This is a genomic window from Vibrio sp. B1Z05 (genome assembly GCF_052955985.1).
The window spans coordinates 2,434,344-2,453,807 of record NZ_CP130463.1 but is presented as its reverse complement, the minus strand read 5'-3'; the positions used below and the strand labels follow the sequence as shown (position 1 = coordinate 2,453,807).

The following is a 19,464-nucleotide window of genomic DNA, read 5'->3' as shown; positions in this document are numbered from 1 at the left end:
TTTTGTGATTTAGATCAGCTGAATGTCACTTGCTGATAAACAAAATTCGATTTAATCTGCTAAAGACGGTCGATTATGAGTGATTTATGGAAACTGAAATAGAGCTGAAATTTTTTGTTTCACCACAATTCTCTGAAGTTTTGAAAGAGAAAATCCCACACAACAAAATTCTTCAACACAACAGTCGTGAGCTGGGAAACATTTATTTTGATACCCCAGACAACTGGCTACGAGAGCACGATATAGGCATGCGCATTCGTCGCTTTGATGATGTCTATGTGCAAACGGTAAAAACCTCAGGCCGAGTTGTGGCCGGTTTACACCAACGCCCAGAATATAATGCAGAGCATACCAGTAATGATCCTGACCTTAGCTTGCACCCTGAGAGCATTTGGCCAGAAGGGCGCACAGTCGAAGAGTTAGCATCACAACTGCAACCTTTATTTGCTACTAACTTTACTCGCGAGCTTTGGCTGGTGGGTATGCCTGACGGTAGCCAAGTAGAAGTGGCGTTTGATCAGGGTGAAGTGCTTGCTGGTGAGAAGCGTTCTACTATTTGCGAAGTTGAGTTGGAACTAAAGTCTGGTCAAACAGATGCTTTATTTACCTTAGCAAGGCAATTATGCGAAGACGGAGGCATGCGTCTTGGCAATTTAAGTAAAGCTGCTAGAGGCTACCGACTTGCGCAAGGCTTTACCGGTAGTAAAGCTAAACCTCTGGGTTTGGTGGATGTTGCTTTGCAAGATAGCGTAGAAGAGTGCTTTATTAAGTCATTGGAGCATGCATTGTCTCATTGGCTTTATCATGAGCAAGCCTATGTTGAAGCGCCTTCAATGGACTGCTTAAATGAGATCTGCTATTCGTTGAGCTTTGTGAGACAAACCTTAGCGGTATTTGGCGGAATTGTCCCGCGCCGCGCCAGTGCTATTCTACGACAAGAATTAAAATGGCTAGAGCAAGAGCTGATTTGGGTGCAAGCCGCCGACTATCTTGACGATCTTACCGAAGATAAAGGGCATGCACTGCGCAAGCTTGATACGCAAAAGACGTTAGTGAAACAGCTAAAAAGAGTACGTGCTGAATTATCGACAGAAGAAGAAGTGTTACAACTACTAGAGTCTGCTCGATATACCGGTGTTATTCTCGATCTTAGTCGTTGGGTACTGACGAAAGGATGGCAGCCTTTCTTAGATGCCAAAGCGCGTAAGAAAATGTCTGGAAACTTGGTGTCGTTTGCCCAAGATCAACTGGATCGCACTTGGGCGGAAATGGTCAGTGCATTCCCTATTGAGCAAACCCTGACATCGAAAGACTATGTAGAAGAGCATTATCACCTAAAACGGTGTCTATTTTCTGGGATCTGTTTTGCTGCGTTGTTTGATCAAGAGTCTCGCCAAGCGTTTCGTTTGCCGTGGGCGGATTTAGCGCAAGGGATCGACGATCTGCTGATGCTTGATCCTGTGTCGCAATTGGTTGATCAATTGCAAGGAGAAGAGCAAGATCAACTGCAACGTTGGTTAGAGCGCCAGCAAGCTTCTATTTTATATGCCATGGAACAAACCAGAGCTATGTGTATGGAAGCAAGACCCTATTGGAAAGGCTAATAGATAGAGTATCTATCATTGCACGTCTTATTTCAGAGATTGAGCGCTTGCCCTTGGGTTAGCGCTTTTTTATGCTCTATACATGCCCCTCATATCCTGAACGCAAGAATGGACTTTTATGCATCTTAATTCAGAACAAGCCACAGTCGTTAGAACTGAGCAACTTATTAGTAAGTTTCCTTTTATTACAGAGCAATGGTCACAGCAATATCTCGATGAGTTAAATCGAGTGGTCAATTTCAGCTCGTTTATTTTTAATCGACTGCTTTGTGATGAAGCCTTGTTATTGAAGCTTCCAGATATGTTGCAAAGCGAGCAGCGTTGCTGCAACTATCGAACAGACTTGCATGCGTTATTAGCGACTTGCCAAGATGAAAATAAGGTCATGAAAGTACTAAGAGACTTTCGTAACCATGAAATCATCACTATTGCATGGCGAGACATTGTGGCGAGTTGGTCAGTAGAGCAAAGCCTTGCGCACGTTTCTATGCTTGCTGAAGCTATGATCTTTGAAAGCTATGCATGGCATTATGCCGACTGCACTAAATTGTGGGGCACACCGAAAGGTTCCGATGGCGCCGATCAGCCCATGCTCGTGATTGGTATGGGTAAACTGGGTGGGGGCGAATTAAACTTCTCCTCAGATATCGACCTTATATTTACCTATCCAGAAAACGGCGAAACTGAGGGTGCAAGACGTCCGATTGCCAACGCGCAATTTTTTACCCGCTTGGGTCAGCGTTTAATTAAATCATTAGATCAAAATACGCTAGATGGTTTTTGCTATCGAGTCGACATGCGTTTACGTCCGTTTGGCGAAAGTGGCCCACTGGTGATGAGCTTTGCCGCATTGGAAGATTATTACCAAGAGCAAGGGCGTGATTGGGAACGTTATGCGATGGTCAAAGCTCGGGTGATGGGGCGAGAAATGTACCCTCAATACCAAGAACTTCGCCAGATGTTGCGTCCATTTGTGTTCCGTCGTTATATCGACTTTAGTGCCATTCAATCATTGCGCCGTATGAAAGCCATGATTCGCAGTGAAGTGCGTCGTCGAGGGCTGACCAATAATATTAAGTTAGGCCCTGGCGGTATCCGTGAGATTGAGTTTATCGCACAAGTTTTTCAATTGATTCGTGGCGGGCGTGAGCCAAGCCTGCGTGGTCGAGGTTTACTTGAAACCTTGCAAGCTATCAAACAGCAACAGCTATTAGAGCCTAGTGATGTTGATGGCATGATGAGCGCTTATTGTTTCTTACGTCGCCTTGAGAATCTATTGCAAGCAATGGAAGATAAACAAACTCAAACCTTGCCAGAAGATGCGGATAATCAGCACAAACTGGCTGTGGTGATGGGCTTTAATCAGTTTTCAGATCTACAAACTGAATTAAGTCAGCATATGGCGAATGTGCACCATGTCTTTGAAGAATTAATTGGTGATGAAGAAGAGCAGGGTCAAAGCATAGACGCTGCCTATATGGAATTGTGGAGTTTGGCCAAAGAGCCAGAGCAAGTGCAGACGATTTTGCAGGAGTTGTCTGTTGACGTAAAAGAGAAAGAGCTTTCTGAACTTTCTAGCAGTTTATGTCACTTTAAGTCTGAGCTAGGCAAGAAAACGTTAGGGCCAAGAGGGCGAGAGGTAATTACGCACTTAATGCCTAAGTTACTGCATACCGTATTATCACATCCAGAAGGTGAGTTTGGCTTAGAGCGAGTGCTGACGGTACTGGCGAAAATTGTCACTCGAACCACCTATCTCGAATTGCTCGATGAGCACCCAGCCGCATTAGAGCAACTGGTGAGATTGTGTACAGCTAGCCCTATGATCACAGAGCTATTAGGGCGTTATCCTATCTTGCTCGATGAGCTTCTTGATCCACAGCAGTTATATAAACCGGTTGAGCTAAGCAGTTACAAATCTGAATTGCGAGATTATTTGGCTCGTATCCCTGAAGAGGATATGGAGCAACAAATGGAAGCTCTACGTCAGTTTAAGCAAACCTGCATCTTACGTATTGCTGCTGCTGATATTGCAGGTGTATTGCCTGTAATGAAAGTAAGTGACCACTTAACTTATTTAGCCGAAGCTATTGTCGAGCAAGTCATCAACCAAGCATGGCGCCAAATGGCGGCAAAATATGGCGAACCAAACCATTTAGAAGGCAGAGAAGGTCGTGGCTTTGCAGTATTGGGTTACGGCAAAGTTGGTGGTTGGGAGTTAGGCTACAACTCAGATCTAGACATAGTGTTTGTGCACGATTGTCCTATATCGGCGTATACCGATGGTGAGAAATCCATTGATGGCCGACAGTTTTATCTGCGTTTGGCGCAGAGAATTACCCATTTATTCTCTACTCGCACCGCATCAGGCATCCTTTACGAAATTGATACGCGCCTAAGACCTTCTGGCGCCTCAGGGTTAATGGTGAGCCCGATTGATTCTTATGAAGAATACCAACTGACAGAAGCGTGGACTTGGGAGCATCAAGCGCTAGTACGTGCTCGTCCTATATACGGAGATGCTCTGCTGGTGGATGCTTTTGCCAAGGTGAGAAACAAAGTGTTGTGTCTCGCTCGCGAACCACAACCGTTGTGCAGTGAAGTGGTAAAAATGCGTGAGAAAATGCGCGATCACTTAGGCGGTAAAAAGAAAGATCGATTTATGCTCAAGCAAGATCCTGGCGGCATCACTGACATTGAGTTTTTGACCCAATATTGGGTGCTTAACTATGCGCATCAATACACTAGCCTGACAAAATGGTCTGATAATGTCCGTATTCTCGACAGCCTTGTGGAAGTGGATTTACTTTCAGCCGAGCAAGCTAAAGCATTAGCCGAGGCGTACACCACGATGCGAAATGAAATCCATAGACGAAACTTACTCAATTTAGACGCGAATGTGGCGCAAGATAAGTTTATGGAACAACGTAAATTTGTCAGTGAGATGTGGTGTGAGTGGATGAAAGATGGGCAAGTGAGCAACGAACAATGTTAAATTGCTCAAACGCTTAGCATTACTTTGATATATCTTTAGCTATGCTAGAATTGACAGTGAAAATTAAAAGCAAAAATTATTATGTGGAGTCGTTATGAAACCAATCTTGCCTGATTATAGCGAGGCAGATGTCCTTATTGTCGGTGATGTGATGCTAGACCGTTATTGGTACGGTCCTACAGGTCGAATCTCCCCTGAAGCACCAGTGCCGGTCGTTAAGGTTGAAAATAACGAAGAGCGTCCAGGGGGCGCAGCCAACGTTGCAATGAATATTGCCGCTCTAGGGGGCGCTTCGCATTTAATCGGTTTAACTGGGGAAGATGAGCCTGCACGTATGCTGACTGAAAAGTTAAGTGCATTGAACGTACAGTGTGATTTTATTTCTCTGCCTGACTATCCAACCATCACCAAATTACGTGTGATGAGCCGAGGTCAGCAACTTATCCGTCTAGATTTTGAAGATAAATTTGAGAATATCGATTCTGAAAAAGTGCTTTCACGTCTCGATAACTCTTTGCAAAACAGCAAAGCCATAATTTTGTCTGATTATGCCAAAGGGGCGTTAGAGCACTCTAAAGCCATGATCGAAAAAGCCAGAAAAGCCGGTGTGCCGGTGTTTGTTGACCCTAAAGGCGCTGATTTTGAACGCTACCGCGGCGCAACACTATTAACGCCAAATATGTCTGAGTTTGAGTGTGTGGTTGGTCCGATTAAAGATGACCAACAACTGGCTGAAAAAGGCTTGGAACTGATTGAAAAGTTCGATCTTGAAGCTCTGCTGGTCACACGTAGTGAAAATGGCATGACGCTACTGCGTCGTGGATTAGACCCATTCCATTTGCCAACTCAAGCGCAAGAAGTGTATGACGTGACCGGTGCCGGTGATACGGTAATTTCGGTATTGGCAGCGTCCGTTGCAGCGGGTAAACCGTTAGATGAAGCGTGTGCTCTTGCCAATGCAGCCGCTGGCGTTGTTGTCGGTAAACTAGGCACTTCAACGCTATCGACCATTGAGCTTGCCGAAGCAATGCACGGTTCACAAGACACTGATTTTGGTGTGATTGGAGAGCAAGCACTGATTGCGGCTGTGAAAAAGCTACAAGCGAAAGGTGAGCGCGTAGTGATGACCAACGGCTGTTTTGATATTTTACATGCAGGGCATGTGTCATACCTTAACCATGCGGCAGGTCTTGGCGACCGTTTAATTGTCGCGGTAAATACCGATGACTCGGTTAAACGTTTAAAAGGTCCTGCAAGACCAGTTAACCCAACGGATCGCCGTATGGCGGTTTTAGCGGGCTTAGGCGCGGTAGATTGGGTGGTTCCATTCTCGGAAGATACTCCACAAAGATTAATCTCTGAAGTATTGCCTGATTTGCTGGTTAAAGGTGGTGATTACAAGCCTGAAGAAATAGCAGGTGGAGAAGAAGTGATCGCCGCTGGTGGCCGAGTCGAAGTGCTTAACTTTGAAAATGGTTGCTCAACAACAGAAATTATTGAAGCGATTAAAGGCGGTAAAGAGTAATTCTTTTGCCTGACTAACTTGCCTTGTTTTATACCGGTGAGAATGGATAACAAAAGGGAGCCTAGTTGGCTCCCTTCTTTATTTAAACAGCTTTTCTTTAAGCAGCTTGTTCTAAACGATTAGCTTAGAGACTATTTACGAACTGCGATAGCTTCGATTTCAATGCCGACATCTTTTGGAAGACGTGCTACTTCAACACATGAACGAGCAGGGTAGTTTGCTACGTTGTGCTCATCAAAGAATTTACCGTACGCTTCGTTAACTGTCGCAAAATCGTTAAGATCTTTTACGAATACCGTCATTTTAACGATATCAGTAACGCTCAAGCCTGAAGATTCTACAACCGCTTTTACGTTGGCTAGAGATTGCTTCGCTTGCTCAGCAATGTCAGATGGCACTTCGCCTGTTTCTGGGTTGACAGGGATCTGTCCAGAAGTCATTACCATGCCGCCTAGATCAACACCTTGTACGTATGGGCCGATTGCCGCAGGAGCATTTTCAGTATGAAGAACTTTAGTCATTGTTATTCCAATTCCATCTTAATTTAGTTGTATAAAGTCTATTTATAACTCAGTGACCACTTCACGTGAATACACTTTTTCACAGTATTTACATTTTAAGCGAATACGGTCTTTCTTTTCGATGACACTAAAGTGACTTTCTACCGGTTCACCGTGAGTAATGCAGTTGCTGTTTGGACACGCAAATACACCTTTAACTGCTTTCGGTAGTTCAAGCTCTAGCTTCTTCACTACGCGGTAATCTTCAATTCGGTTCACGGTCGCGCAAGGTGCATACAGGGCTAACTTGCTGGCTTGCTCTTCGTTAATGAACACATTTTCAATTTTTAGAATGTCTTTTGCGCCCAACGCTGATGAAGGCAGGTTAAGACCGATAGTGACACGTTCATTCGACTTGTGCATGGCGAACAGTTTTAACACTTTAGTGCCAACGTGTGCAGGAATATGGTCGATTACAGTGCCGTCTTTGATCGCTTCAACTTGTAATTGAGTGGGTTTAGTCATGGTTAAATCTCCTCTATTACAGGGTTTGGTTTAGGACAAGAGCCAATAAGGCTTCACGAGCGTAGACGCCATTTTCTGCTTGAGAGAAATAGTAGGCATGTGGCGTTTTATCGACATCTACCGTGATTTCATCAACACGCGGCAATGGGTGCAGCACTTTTAGATTTTCACGAGCATTGGTAAGCAGTGAAGCGGTTAGGATGTACGCCGATTTAATATGTGCATATTCTGAATCATCGAAACGCTCTTTTTGTACGCGAGTCATGTACAAAATATCCAGCTCAGGAATCACGCTTTCCATATCTGTATGTAAGCTGTATTGGATACCTGCGTCATCTAACTCTTCGCAGATATAATCTGGCATAGCTAGAGCTTCAGGGGCGATGAAATAGAAGCGCACATTGTTAAATTTAGCCAATGCTTGCGTTAGTGAGTGCACGGTACGACCGTATTTAAGATCACCCACAAATGCGATGTTGATGTTGTCTAAACGACCTTGAGTTTCGTAAATAGAGAACAGATCAAGCAAGGTTTGTGTTGGGTGTTGGTTTGAACCGTCACCCGCATTAATCACTGGCACACCATTGGAAAACTCTGACGCAAGTCGCGCAGCACCTTCTTGTGGGTGGCGCATAACAAAGGCATCAATATAGGTTGAGATAACCTGTACTGAGTCAGCCAATGTTTCCCCTTTTTTCGCTAGGGACGTATTACCTGCATTATCAAAACCAATCACACTACCGCCAATACGTTGAATTGCGGTTTCAAAAGAGAGACGTGTTCGGGTTGATGGCTCAAAAAAGCAACTCGCAATCACCTTATTCTGTAGCAGTGTCGGCATAGGGTCTGATTTTAATCTTCCTGCCGTCTGAACAATCAGTTCAAGCTCTTCACGGTTTAGCTCAGGAATGGAGATGATGTGCTTTTTGAAAAGCGTGTTTTGCATGGTTTCTTCCCCTGGTCGTACATACAAAAAAGCCCCCCTAAAAAAGGGAGGCTATAGAATTCTAAATGAATAGGAGTTGAACACGGCGTTGGCTGTGTTTTGTCGTCATGTTTCGATTGCCACGGTGCAGCATACAATCCTCCTATTTATCGTGTGGGATTATACTCACTGCTGATGTTATCGCAAGTCTCAGGAGTAGAATTAGTGACCTAAAGTTGCGACCATTACAGCCTTAATAGTGTGCATGCGGTTTTCTGCTTCATCAAAAACAATCGAGTAGTCTGACTCAAAAACTTCGTCAGTCACTTCTAAACCTTGCATACCGTATTTTTCGGCAATCTCTTTACCGACTGTGGTTTGGTCATCATGAAAAGCCGGTAGGCAGTGCATGAATTTCACATGTGGATTGTCGGTGGCTTTGATGGTTGCCATGTTCACTTGGTAAGGCTTCATGATGGCAATGCGCTCTTCCCATGCTTCTGCTGGCTCTCCCATAGAAACCCAAACATCGGTGTATAAGAAGTCACAACCTTTAACACCAGCCGCAACATCTTCGGTAAGAGTGATGCTAGCCCCCGTTGCTTGTGCAATCTGCTGACATTGCGCGACCAACTCTTCTTCTGGCCAGTATGCTTTAGGGGCGACCAATCGAATATCCATGCCCATTTTAGCGGCGCCAACCAGCAGAGAGTTACCCATGTTGTTACGAGCATCGCCAAGGTAGGCAAAGCTGATTTGATGCAGTTGCTTGCCTCGCGCATGCTCTTGCATGGTCAGAAAGTCAGCCAGTATTTGAGTAGGGTGGAATTCATCAGTTAGACCATTCCAAACTGGTACGCCAGCATGCTCGCCTAGCTCTTCGACAATCGACTGACCAAAGCCGCGATACTCGATGCCATCGTACATACGTCCGAGTACTCTGGCTGTGTCTTTCATGGACTCTTTATTACCAATCTGAGAGCCTGATGGACCTAAGTATGATACTTGTGCGCCTTGGTCAAAAGCCGCCACTTCAAATGCGCAACGTGTTCTTGTTGATGATTTTTCAAAGATCAGCGCAATGTTTTTTCCCAGTAAACGCTTTTGCTCTGTGCCAGCATACTTTGCTTTTTTTAGTTCGGCGGCAAAGTCGAGCAAGAACTGAATTTCCTTTTGACTAAAGTCCAAAAGTTTTAGGAAATTTCTATTTCTTAGATTATAAGCCATAAGGATTCTCTCATTTGATTCTATTCTGATTTTATTGCATAGAAATGCTATAAAATCAAATATCAATTCACTTTTATTGAGTTAAGTCTCTTTTGATTCGGTGACTGATACACGAGGTTTTATCGGTAATGTCTGCTTAATATATCAATTATCCCTAGCTGAAATATTGTCATGGCGCATTTTTGGGTGATTAGCTCAAGCAGGGAATCGGCTTCGTCTTGTCGAGATGACGTCTTAGGCATTGCTTATGCATCTATTGGCAGGCTATTTTGCCATTTATAGGTAGCATAAGGATAACGGGCAAGTAGCAGGCTTTATCTAAGGCTCTGATTTAAGAAATCTATCTTTAGATTGAGCCTAGATATGGTATTTCGCGTCGAACCGTGCCATATTTCGTCCGTATATAAATCCTTTATTTTTTACCTGTTCGGGAGCGCACCCATGTCACAAGTGGAAGAGTATCTATCAGTCGAAGAACTTATCGAATTTCAGAAAGAAGAGACGCGTGACATTATCGCCGCTCTGCTTGAAGACGGTAGTGAACCTGATGCTTTGTATGAAATTGAACATCACCTTTTTGCTGAGAATTTTGAAACTTTAGAAAAAGCGGTTGTGGAAGCTTTCAAAATGGGTTTTGAGGTTTTAGAGGCTGAAGAGTCAGAAGATGAAGAAGGCAACAAATTGTTGTGCTGCGATGCAACTATGACTTGTACTTTAGATCCTGAGCTGATTGATATGCAGGCTGAAAAGTTGATCAATCTTGCTGAAAAATACGACATTATTTACGATGGCTGGGGCACTTACTACGAAGGTGAAGATGCTCTGCCGTTTGATGACGAAGACGACGAGGAAGAATAATCGTCCTGTTCTTTGTTTGAATACTGCTTCATAAAATAAAGCTCGCAATTGCGAGCTTTATTTTTTTGTGTCTGGCTGAATTTAGTGCTTAAGCATGATTTAGTTAAGCATGGCTTAGAGTAGCGCTAGGTTGCTTGGCAAAGTACTTTGTCCATACACGCTCATGGAAGTAGTAAGCACAGGTATTAATTGATGGTTCAATCAGTGCTAGCAAACCACCGGCAAGTGCATCACCAGAAATTAGGTACACAACCGTAAACGCAACGCTAAAGTGTACAACTGCAAAACTGGCGGTTTTGATGCGAGAAAATGCTTGTTTTGCTTTTAGGTATGGGACCGAATGCCATACTTTTTCGTGGAAGTAAAATGCCACAGTGTTTACGCTAGGTTCAATCATCGCTATCAAGCTACCGATAATCACATCACCTGTAATAATGTATGCCACACTGAACGCGATAAAGAAGTGTAGGGTTGCAAAGCTCATTGTTTTTTTCATGACCGATACCAAAGTTTGTTGTAAGTAATTTGTTTTGATGTAAACAGTATTGATAATTATTCTCATTTGGTCAATATCTTTTTCACTATTGCTTTGATAGGTATTATCTATAGTGGTGCCTAGAGTGATGTCTTTACTTATTTTTGTTTTATTTTCAATGGTTTATGTTGGCATTTGTAATACCATTCTAAGTAAAAATATGATCTAATTAGGCTTGCCACTTTTACAATAGAATGGATGCAATGGACAGCCTAAATGACATTGATTTTAAAAAGCTTGCTAGCAAACAAAAATCTATACAAATGAAAATGCGATTACTCGCACTGGCTCATTTTAAGGATGGTCATTCTCGTACCCAAATAGCTAAGTTCCTTAAAGTTAGTAGGACTAGTGTAAATAAGTGGGTTCAAACATTCCTAGAGGAAGGCCTTGAAGGGCTACAAGAAAAACCAAGGACAGGTCGCCCTGCATTTCTTAACGTTGAGCAGCGTGAACAGTTGAGCCAGTTTATTAAGAGTCGAGCTGCGGATTCATCTGGAGGAAGGTTAACCGGTGCTGATATTCATGCTTATATAGTGCAAGAGTTTGATAAACACTATCACCCTGATTCCATTTATTATTTGCTCAACCATATGGGCTTCTCTTGGATAACGTCACGATCTAAGCATCCTCATCAATCCCAACAAATCCAAGACGATTTTAAAAAAATTCAAAATTGAAACGATCCTCAAGATCCCAGGCCATATAGGCCTTGAAAGCGTTGATGTATGGTTTCAAGACGAGGCCAGATTTGGTCAGCAAAATAGCACAACTCGACTTTGGGCTGAGCGTGGTTCAAGACCGAGAGCGGTAAAACAACAACAGTTTGAGTATGCGTATTTGTTTGGCTCAGTCTGTCCTTCGAAAGGTATTGGAGAAGCCATGGTTGTTCCTTGGGTAAACAAGGACATCATGATCGAACACCTTAAGCAGATATCTGAAGCAACCGAGAAAGGTCGTCACGCAGTGGTTATTATGGATGGTGCTGGATGGCACACCAATGATATTGCAGAGAGATTTAGTAATGTCAGTATTATCAAACTCCCGCCCTATTCACCAGAGCTAAACCCTATAGAACAAGTTTGGAGTTGGCTCCGACAACATTATCTTTCTAACCAAAGCTTCACTGACTACAACGATATAGTGGGAAAGGTATGTTCAGCATGGAATCAGTTTCTGAAAAGCACTAGTAGAGTCGCTCAAATGTGCACAAGGGACTGGATTGACCTGACCAGTTAATTTTCCAGATTGGTATAAGGTGTGATCAGGTTAACAAATACAAAAAAAGGGCTGACTTTCGTCAACCCTTCTAAGCACTTACTGTTAATTATAGAGCGGCAATTGTTGCTTTTTGCTCTGCAAGTTTAGCTAATGTTTCTTTGTAGCCATCTAGCTTTTCACGCTCTTTGGCAACCACGGCTTCTGGTGCTTTCGCTACAAAACCTTGGTTGTTTAGCTTGCCTTCGATACGCTTGATCTCGCCTTCAGTTTTCTTGATTTCGCCAGCTAAACGGTTTAGCTCAGCGTCTTTGTCAATCAGACCTGCCATTGGGATCATTAGCTCAGACTTGCCAACAAGTGAGGTTGCACAAGCTGGAGTCTCAGCGCCGTCTTCTAGCAAGGTAATGTTCTCAAGTTTTGCTAGAGACATTAGTACGGCTTTGTTCGCTTCTAGGCGAGCGGCATCTTTATCGTCTGCCGATTTGATCATGACATCTAATGGCTTGCTAGGGGCGATGTCATATTCTGCACGTAGGTTACGAATGCTAGTGATGAACACTTTAACCCACTCGATATCATCGAGAGCTTGTTGGTTAAAGTTTGCTGCATCGTATTGAGGTAGAGGCTGAGTCATGATGGTTTCGCCATCAACGCCTTCTACTAGAGGTTTCACGCTCTGCCAGATGGTTTCTGTGATGTATGGAAGCACAGGGTGAGCAAGACGTAGCGTCTTCTCTAATACTGTAATCAGAGTGCGACGAGTCGCGCGCTGTTGCGCTTCACTGCCTTTCCAAAGAACCGGTTTAGTCAGTTCTAAGTACCAGTCACAGAATTGGTTCCAGATGAACTCATACAGAGTATTAGCGGCCATATCTAGACGGTAAATGTCTAGGTGAGCGTTAAACTCTTTAGCGGCTAATTCAAACTGAGATTCAATCCATTTGTCAGCGAGTGAGTATTCTAGCTCGGCATCAGCGGCAAAACCGCAATCTTGATCTTCTGTGTTCATTAGTACGTAACGGCTGGCGTTCCATAGCTTGTTACAGAAGTTGCGGTAACCTTCTAGGCGTTTCATGTCCCAGTTGATGTCACGACCAGTCGATGCCATTGCCGCTAGAGTAAAGCGCAATGCGTCCGTACCGTATGGTTCGATACCATCTTCGAAGGTTTTACGAGTGTTCTTCTCGATTTTCTTCGCCAGTTGCGGCTGCATCATGTTGCCAGTACGTTTAGTCACTAGTGACTCAAGATCAATACCATCGATCATATCGATAGGATCAAGTACGTTACCTTTCGACTTAGACATTTTATCGCCGTTTTCATCACGGATTAGACCCGTCATGTAAACCGTTTTAAATGGTACTTGTGGTTTGCCGTCTTCGTCTTTCACGAAGTGCATGGTCATCATGATCATACGAGCAACCCAGAAGAAGATAATATCAAAACCAGATACTAGAACTTCTGATGGGTGGAATGTTTTCAGTGCTTCTGTGTCTTCTGGCCAGCCTTGTGTACCAAACGTCCATAAAGCAGAAGAGAACCAAGTATCCAATACGTCGTTGTCTTGGTTAAGAACAACTACTGGAGCAAGGTTATGTTTCTCACGTACTTCTTCTTCACTGCGGCCAACATACACTTTGCCGTCGTTGTCATACCATGCTGGGATGCGATGGCCCCACCAAAGTTGACGAGAGATACACCAATCTTGAACGTCGCGCATCCAAGCAAAGTACATGTTTTCGTACTGCTTAGGTACAAATTGAATTTCGCCGTCTTCAACCGCTTTTACAGCAGGCTCTGCTAGAGGTGCTGTGCGCACATACCATTGGTCAGTCAGCATAGGTTCGATTACTACGCCGCCACGGTCACCGTAAGGTACGGTTAGGTCGTGATCTTTGATTTCATCAAGCAGACCTAGCGCATCAAAATCAGCAACGATTTCTTTACGCGCCGCAAAGCGTTCCATACCGTGATATTTCTCAGGTAGGTCAGTGGCGTATACATCGCTTTCTTCACCGTTAGTCGTGAACACTTCTGCTGCATTACGAATGTCAGCGTTGAAGGTTAGGATGTTGATCATTGGTAGGCTATGACGTTTACCAACTTCGTAATCGTTAAAGTCATGCGCTGGCGTGATTTTCACACAACCTGTGCCTTTTTCCATATCCGCGTGTTCATCACCTACGATAGGGATCAAGCGGTTAACTAGAGGCAATAGGATGTTTTTACCGATAAGATCTTTGTAACGAGGATCTTCTGGGTTTACCGCTACGCCAGTATCACCAAGCATGGTTTCTGGACGAGTGGTTGCCACTACGATGTAATCTTTGCCGTCAGCGGTTTTTACGCCGTCTGCAAGAGGGTAGCGGAAGTGCCACATGTGGCCTTTTTTATCTTTGTTTTCTACTTCAAGATCAGAAATCGCAGTGTGCAGTTTTGGATCCCAGTTTACTAGGCGTTTGCCACGGTAAATAAGGTCTTCTTCGTACAAACGTACAAACACTTCTTGAGTGGCAGCTGATAGGCCGTCATCCATAGTAAAGCGCTCACGATCCCAATCCACAGATGCGCCAAGACGACGAAGCTGTTTAGTGATAGTACCGCCTGATTCGCCTTTCCACTCCCAGATTTTATCAATGAAAGCTTCACGGCCGTAATCGTGCTTAGTTTTGTTTTCTTCTGCGGCAATCTTGCGCTCAACAACCATTTGGGTTGCGATACCGGCGTGGTCGGTACCCACTTGCCAAAGGGTGTTTTTGCCCTTCATACGTTCAGCACGGATCAGCGTATCCATGATGGTATCTTGGAATGCATGTCCCATGTGTAAGCTACCTGTGACATTCGGCGGCGGGATCATGATGGAATATGATTCTTTCGTGGTGTCACCGTGTGGCTTAAAGTAGCCTTTTTCTTCCCAAGTCTGATACAGATCTTGTTCGATAGATTGTGGGTTATATGTCTTTTCCATAATACTCTTACATGGATAATTGGTTGATGGCAAACTGCATAAATTAAGGGTTTATTAACGATAAATTAATAAATGCTTTAGCTATGAAGTTTGGGTTATTTGTTCAGCTCTGTTTGTTCAGTTCAGCGATGGATACGGTTTGCATTTGATACCCTGCGTGACGATAGATTTTATATCTTTCTCGGGCAACATGCTTCGCTTTTTCATCACAAGGGACGAAGTCTACCACTTGAGAGACTATTCCCGCAAAGTTTGTATCATCTTCCGCTAGATTAATGACGATATTGCGTGTTCTATGTAGTTCAGTTGTACCAGTTCCTATTTCAACTTGAGTGCCATTAACTGGCCCTTCGCCACTAAGATTATGTGCGATAAAATCAGCATTATCGAGTTGAAACAAGACATCATCCCACTGCTGTGCTTGCTGCTTATCTTGGGTATTGAGATAAATGCGCGCACCTTGCCGAGTAAAATGTCTAATTAGGTAGCAAACGTACTGTTGAAAACCTAGCTTAGAATCTACAGCGCTGTTAGGTTCGATGAGATAAAAAGTGGCGATAGACATGTTCTTTCTCAATAAAAGCGCCTCCCGAAGGAGGCGTAATATAGGTTAGGTTAATTGCCGTAGGCGATTAAGACTCTACCGCTTCTTGTCCGCTACGGTTTAGTAAGAACTGAACCAATAGTGAAACAGGGCGGCCTGTTGAGCCTTTAGCTTGACCTGATTTCCATGCTGTACCGGCGATATCTAAGTGAGCCCAGTTATACTTTTTGGTAAAGCGAGACAGGAAACAACCTGCGGTGATAGTACCTGCAGGGCGACCACCAATATTCGCCATATCAGCAAATGGGCTGGCGATTTGTTCTTGGTACTCATCGGCCATTGGTAGACGCCAAGCGCGATCTCCCGATTGCTCAGAAGCGTTTACTAGCTCATGAGAAAGTGGGTTGTGATTTGATAGAACGCCACTAATATGGTGACCAAGTGCAATCACACACGCGCCAGTTAGCGTTGCCACATCGACTACACAATCTGGTTCAAAACGCTCAACGTAAGTCAGTGCATCACACAAAACTAGGCGACCTTCAGCATCGGTATTTAATACTTCTACTGTTTGTCCTGACATCGTCGTTAGAATGTCACCTGGGCGATAAGCATTGCTGCCTGGCATGTTTTCACAGCCAGCCAGAATACCCACCACATTGATTGGCAGATTCAATTGTGCCAAGGCTTTCATAGTGCCGAACACACTGGCCGCGCCACACATGTCGTATTTCATTTCATCCATGCCATCGCCTGGTTTTAGTGAAATACCGCCTGAATCAAAGGTTAAGCCTTTACCAACAAGCACAATAGGTTTCGCGCTTGCGTCTGGATTGCCTTTATATTCAATCACAGACATCATGGATTCGTTGTGTGAACCACGGCCTACAGCAAGGTATGAAGTCATACCCAGTTTTTCCATCTCTTGCTCACCGATGATTTTAGTGGTGACTTTCTCATAGTCATCAGCCAAACGGCGCGCTTGAGAAGCAAGGTATGCTGGATTTGCCACATTCGGTGGCATGTTGCCTAGGTCTTTTGACGCTGAAACACCTGATGCAACGGCTAAACCATGATTGATCGCTTGTTCACCAATGTTCAGTTCACGACGCGTTGGTACGTTGAACACTAATTTGCGTAATGGGCGACGTGTTTCTGGCTTATTGCTCTTAAATTGGTCGAAAGTGTACAGACCGTCGTTCGTTGCTTCTACAGCTTGACGCACTTTCCAATAAGTATCGCGACCTTTTACATGCAGTTCTGTTAGGAAACAGACCGCTTCCATTGAGCCCGTTTCGTTTAACGTGCTAATGGTCTTTTGGATGATTTCTTTGTATTGACGTTCACCAAGCTCTCGCTCTTTGCCACAACCTACTAGCAAAACGCGCTCAGAAAGCACACCAGGTACTTGATGTAACAACAACATCTGCCCTGGTTTACCCTCTAAATCGCCTCTGCGCAGTAGGGAGCTTAGGTATCCGTCACTGATTTTATCTAGTTGCTCTGCAACTGGTGAAAGACGACGTGGCTCGAACACCCCAACAACAATACAAGCACTGCGTTGCTTCTCTGGGCTACCACTTTTTACGCTGAACTCCATGCCTACTCCTACATCGTGAAGACAAACCACAATAAATGTTAGATAATGCCTGCTTAACTTGTTGAATCTTGGTCAAGAGCTATGTTTACTCAATGAGTATAAGCAAGTTAATTGATTATCGATTAGTCAGTAAATTTGAAAAATAAAAGGTTCATTCAGAAATTATAGCGATTCCTGTAAAAATACAAGTTTTGCATCCAAGCTTATAGGGACTTTAGCGTGATTATTGTTAGATATTTGATCCGCGAGACAATCAAGAGTCAGCTGGCCATCTTTTTCGTACTGTTTTTAATCTTTCTAAGCCAAAGGTTTATCAGTGTGTTGGCCGATGCCTCAAATGGCGACATTCCCGCCAGACTTATTATGACTGTAGTTGGTCTAAACATGCCCGCCATGGGCTTGTTGATGCTACCACTGAGTCTATATATAGGTATTTTACTTACTTTCGGACGTTTATATGCTGAAAGTGAGATTACAGTAATGAATGCAACTGGGATCGGAAATAAATTTCTGATTCAGGCTGCGTTGTACCTTGCACTTATCACTTCTGGTATTGCTGCATTCAACTCATTGTACTTTGCGCCTTGGTCTCAAGATAAAGAAGCGCAGATAATGGATAAGTTGGCCGCAGAGACTAGCGTAGAGTTATTGCAAAAAGGTCAATTCCAAAGCACGCCAGACGGCAGTGCGGTGGTCTTTATTGACGATTTAAAAGACAAAAAATTAACCAATGTATTTGTCGCGCAAACTGTGGGTGAAGGTTCAATTCGTCCAAGTGTGGCGTTTGCAGATTCTGGAGAAGCAAAAGAGTTATCTGATGGTCGTCAGATTTTAACTCTGTATAACGGTACCCGCTATGAAGGGATTCCGACTCAGCTGGATTATATGAAGACCAATTTTGATGAGTATGATGCACTCATCGGTCAGCGAGAAGTGAAACCTAAAGGTCGAGACTTTGAGGCAATTCCAACCATTCAGCTGTTTAATAACCCAGATCCAAAAGCGAAAGCAGAGTTGCATTGGCGCATCAGTTTAATTATCTGTATTCCATTATTAACCTTGGTGGTTATCCCCTTGTCTGCGGTAAACCCAAGACAAGGGCGTTTTGCTAAAATGGGACCTGCTATCTTGTTTTATTTGGCATACTTTATGGCAATCAGTGCCGCAAAATCCGCGATAGAAGAGGGTAAAATTTCCGATGTTGTGGGGATGTGGCCAATGAACATCAGTTTGCTCGTGGTCGGCATTGTCTTAAACTCAATAGACAGTCTGCCAGTGCGACGTTGGAAAGATAAGATTCGCCAGAAGAGGGCTTCTTAAGTGTTTAAGATTCTAGATTTATACATAGGCAGAACTATCATTGCGACCTCAAGCATATGTTTAGTTACCCTAGTTGGCCTATCTGGCATTATCAAATATGTTGAGCAGCTACGAAAAGTAGGGCGCGGCACGTATGATCTGTTGCACGCATTGTATTTTGTTCTGCTGAGTGTGCCTCGTGATATCGAAATGTTCTTCCCTATGGCGGCATTACTAGGAGCATTGATTGCTTTGGGTACATTAGCAACCAGTTCTGAGCTGACGGTTATGCAGGCGGCGGGCTATTCCAAAGTTGATATTGGCATGTCAGTGCTTAAAACCGCTGTACCATTGATGTTGATGGTTATGCTATTGGGCGAATGGGGTGCACCACAAGCGCAAAAAATGGCACGTGACCTTCGTACCGCCTCTATTTCTGGGGGGCATATGGTATCCACTCGCTCAGGCGTTTGGGCAAAAGATGGTGATGACTTTATTTATATTGGCCGAGTGAATGACGGCAAGCTTCAGGCGGTTAATATCTGGGAGTATGACCAGAATAAAGAGCTGATCAGAAGTATGTTTGCCAAAGATGCTAACTATATTGGCGATAAAACGTGGAAACTTAACCAAGTGACCACCACGCTTTACACCAACGAAACTCAGGTGAGTAAAGAGAAAGAAGCCAGTTTAAATTGGCAAACCACCTTAGTGCCGGAGCGGCTTGAGATAGTCACCGTTAAGCCAGAGGAGCTCTCTTTAACTGGCTTATACAGTTACGTCACTTATCTGAAAGATTCAGAACAAGATGCCTCACGCTATGATTTAGCCTTCTGGCGTAAGATCACTCAGCCATTGTCCATCGCTGTAATGATGATGTTGGCACTGTCATTTGTCTTTGGCCCATTGCGTAGCGTTACTATGGGGGCAAGGATACTGTCTGGGGTCATTGCCGGCTTCACGTTTTATATCTCATCGGAGTTTTTTGGCCCGCTGAGCGTAGTGTATCAAGTGCCACCTATGTGGGGGGCCATTGCGCCAAGTATCGCCTTTATGTTAGTGGCGATTATCTTGTTGCGGCGTAAGTTGTAAGCTAACACAGTTGTTAAAACAGAAAAGGAAGGCATTGCGCCTTCCT

General features: G+C 44.0%; 15 protein-coding genes. 7 read left to right on the top strand and 8 right to left on the bottom strand.

Annotation, left to right across the window (positions count from 1 at the left end):
* The first annotated feature begins 86 nt into the window (after positions 1–86).
* The 3 genes from QV280_RS11175 to hldE all read left to right on the top strand — a co-directional run bounded on the left by QV280_RS11175 (position 87) and on the right by hldE (position 6,124).
* Complete coding sequence (locus QV280_RS11175; protein WP_152822862.1) at positions 87–1,604, top strand: CYTH and CHAD domain-containing protein; 1,518 nt, start codon at positions 87–89, stop codon at positions 1,602–1,604.
* Between the two features lie 118 nt (positions 1,605–1,722).
* Positions 1,723–4,599 (top strand): bifunctional [glutamate--ammonia ligase]-adenylyl-L-tyrosine phosphorylase/[glutamate--ammonia-ligase] adenylyltransferase, encoded by a 2,877-nt coding sequence (gene glnE / locus QV280_RS11170; RefSeq protein WP_152822864.1) that lies wholly within the window; start codon positions 1,723–1,725, stop codon positions 4,597–4,599.
* A 94-nt stretch (positions 4,600–4,693) separates the two neighbouring features.
* A complete protein-coding gene (gene hldE, locus QV280_RS11165; protein ID WP_152822866.1) occupies positions 4,694–6,124 on the top strand; it encodes a bifunctional D-glycero-beta-D-manno-heptose-7-phosphate kinase/D-glycero-beta-D-manno-heptose 1-phosphate adenylyltransferase HldE in 1,431 nt (476 codons plus the stop codon).
* A 131-nt stretch (positions 6,125–6,255) separates the two neighbouring features.
* On the opposite strand, the gene QV280_RS11160 is transcribed toward hldE, so the two are convergent.
* The 4 genes from QV280_RS11160 to argF form a co-directional block, all read right to left on the bottom strand.
* A complete protein-coding gene (locus tag QV280_RS11160) occupies positions 6,256–6,645 on the bottom strand; it encodes a RidA family protein (RefSeq protein WP_023404129.1) in 390 nt (129 codons plus the stop codon).
* Between the two features lie 42 nt (positions 6,646–6,687).
* On the bottom strand, positions 6,688–7,149 hold the full coding sequence (gene pyrI, locus QV280_RS11155) for an aspartate carbamoyltransferase regulatory subunit (RefSeq protein WP_023404130.1): 462 nt from the start codon (positions 7,147–7,149) through the stop codon (positions 6,688–6,690).
* Between the two features lie 16 nt (positions 7,150–7,165).
* Positions 7,166–8,095 (bottom strand): aspartate carbamoyltransferase, encoded by a 930-nt coding sequence (gene pyrB / locus QV280_RS11150; protein WP_039970573.1) that lies wholly within the window; start codon positions 8,093–8,095, stop codon positions 7,166–7,168.
* A gap of 201 nt (positions 8,096–8,296) precedes the next feature.
* Positions 8,297–9,301 carry an ornithine carbamoyltransferase gene (gene argF / locus QV280_RS11145; protein WP_152822868.1) on the bottom strand — a complete coding sequence of 335 codons (1,005 nt, stop codon included), beginning with the start codon at positions 9,299–9,301 and terminating at the stop codon, positions 8,297–8,299.
* 441 nt (positions 9,302–9,742) lie between these two features.
* Here argF and rraB point away from each other — a divergent pair, with 441 nt between their 5' ends.
* The gene (gene rraB, locus QV280_RS11140; RefSeq protein WP_021712385.1) at positions 9,743–10,159 is read left to right on the top strand and encodes a ribonuclease E inhibitor RraB; all 417 of its coding nucleotides are present in this window, start codon (positions 9,743–9,745) and stop codon (positions 10,157–10,159) included.
* 103 nt (positions 10,160–10,262) lie between these two features.
* On the opposite strand, the gene QV280_RS11135 is transcribed toward rraB, so the two are convergent.
* Positions 10,263–10,655 carry a DUF2061 domain-containing protein gene (locus QV280_RS11135; RefSeq protein WP_152822870.1) on the bottom strand — a complete coding sequence of 131 codons (393 nt, stop codon included), beginning with the start codon at positions 10,653–10,655 and terminating at the stop codon, positions 10,263–10,265.
* A 242-nt stretch (positions 10,656–10,897) separates the two neighbouring features.
* Between QV280_RS11135 and QV280_RS11130 the strand changes: the two genes are divergently transcribed.
* A protein-coding gene (locus QV280_RS11130) for an IS630 family transposase (protein WP_447026252.1) occupies positions 10,898–11,933 on the top strand; the annotation gives its coding sequence in 2 pieces (ribosomal slippage) (positions 10,898–11,356 and positions 11,358–11,933; 1,035 coding nt in all).
* Between the two features lie 88 nt (positions 11,934–12,021).
* On the opposite strand, the gene QV280_RS11125 is transcribed toward QV280_RS11130, so the two are convergent.
* The 3 genes from QV280_RS11125 to pepA all read right to left on the bottom strand — a co-directional run bounded on the left by QV280_RS11125 (position 12,022) and on the right by pepA (position 17,027).
* Complete coding sequence (locus QV280_RS11125) at positions 12,022–14,883, bottom strand: valine--tRNA ligase (protein ID WP_152819403.1); 2,862 nt, start codon at positions 14,881–14,883, stop codon at positions 12,022–12,024.
* 103 nt (positions 14,884–14,986) lie between these two features.
* Positions 14,987–15,448: a DNA polymerase III subunit chi gene (locus tag QV280_RS11120; RefSeq protein WP_152819404.1), complete on the bottom strand. Its 462-nt coding sequence runs from the start codon at positions 15,446–15,448 to the stop codon at positions 14,987–14,989.
* Positions 15,449–15,515: 67 nt separating this feature from the next.
* Positions 15,516–17,027, bottom strand: a complete 1,512-nt coding sequence (pepA, locus tag QV280_RS11115; RefSeq protein ID WP_152819405.1) for a leucyl aminopeptidase — start codon at positions 17,025–17,027, stop codon at positions 15,516–15,518.
* A gap of 219 nt (positions 17,028–17,246) precedes the next feature.
* On the opposite strand from pepA, the gene lptF reads away from it, so the two are divergent.
* Positions 17,247–18,347, top strand: coding sequence for an LPS export ABC transporter permease LptF (lptF, locus tag QV280_RS11110; protein WP_261823095.1), 1,101 nt, complete (start codon positions 17,247–17,249; stop codon positions 18,345–18,347).
* Positions 18,348–19,418: an LPS export ABC transporter permease LptG gene (gene lptG, locus QV280_RS11105; RefSeq protein ID WP_367869508.1), complete on the top strand. Its 1,071-nt coding sequence runs from the start codon at positions 18,348–18,350 to the stop codon at positions 19,416–19,418.
* Positions 19,419–19,464: the final 46 nt, after the last annotated feature.

What these genes read in the sequence shown, in the direction of transcription:
- QV280_RS11120 (WP_152819404.1), bottom strand. Translation starts at nt 15,448, where the DNA reads ATGTCTATCGCCACTTTTTATCTCATCGAACCTAACAGCGCTGTAGAT.
- pyrI (WP_023404130.1), bottom strand. Translation starts at nt 7,149, where the DNA reads ATGACTAAACCCACTCAATTACAAGTTGAAGCGATCAAAGACGGCACT.
- QV280_RS11135 (WP_152822870.1), bottom strand. Translation starts at nt 10,655, where the DNA reads ATGAAAAAAACAATGAGCTTTGCAACCCTACACTTCTTTATCGCGTTC.
- rraB (WP_021712385.1), top strand. Translation starts at nt 9,743, where the DNA reads ATGTCACAAGTGGAAGAGTATCTATCAGTCGAAGAACTTATCGAATTT.
- glnE (WP_152822864.1), top strand. Translation starts at nt 1,723, where the DNA reads ATGCATCTTAATTCAGAACAAGCCACAGTCGTTAGAACTGAGCAACTT.
- QV280_RS11175 (WP_152822862.1), top strand. Translation starts at nt 87, where the DNA reads ATGGAAACTGAAATAGAGCTGAAATTTTTTGTTTCACCACAATTCTCT.
- pyrB (WP_039970573.1), bottom strand. Translation starts at nt 8,095, where the DNA reads ATGCAAAACACGCTTTTCAAAAAGCACATCATCTCCATTCCTGAGCTA.
- hldE (WP_152822866.1), top strand. Translation starts at nt 4,694, where the DNA reads ATGAAACCAATCTTGCCTGATTATAGCGAGGCAGATGTCCTTATTGTC.
- QV280_RS11160 (WP_023404129.1), bottom strand. Translation starts at nt 6,645, where the DNA reads ATGACTAAAGTTCTTCATACTGAAAATGCTCCTGCGGCAATCGGCCCA.
- QV280_RS11125 (WP_152819403.1), bottom strand. Translation starts at nt 14,883, where the DNA reads ATGGAAAAGACATATAACCCACAATCTATCGAACAAGATCTGTATCAG.
- pepA (WP_152819405.1), bottom strand. Translation starts at nt 17,027, where the DNA reads ATGGAGTTCAGCGTAAAAAGTGGTAGCCCAGAGAAGCAACGCAGTGCT.
- argF (WP_152822868.1), bottom strand. Translation starts at nt 9,301, where the DNA reads ATGGCTTATAATCTAAGAAATAGAAATTTCCTAAAACTTTTGGACTTT.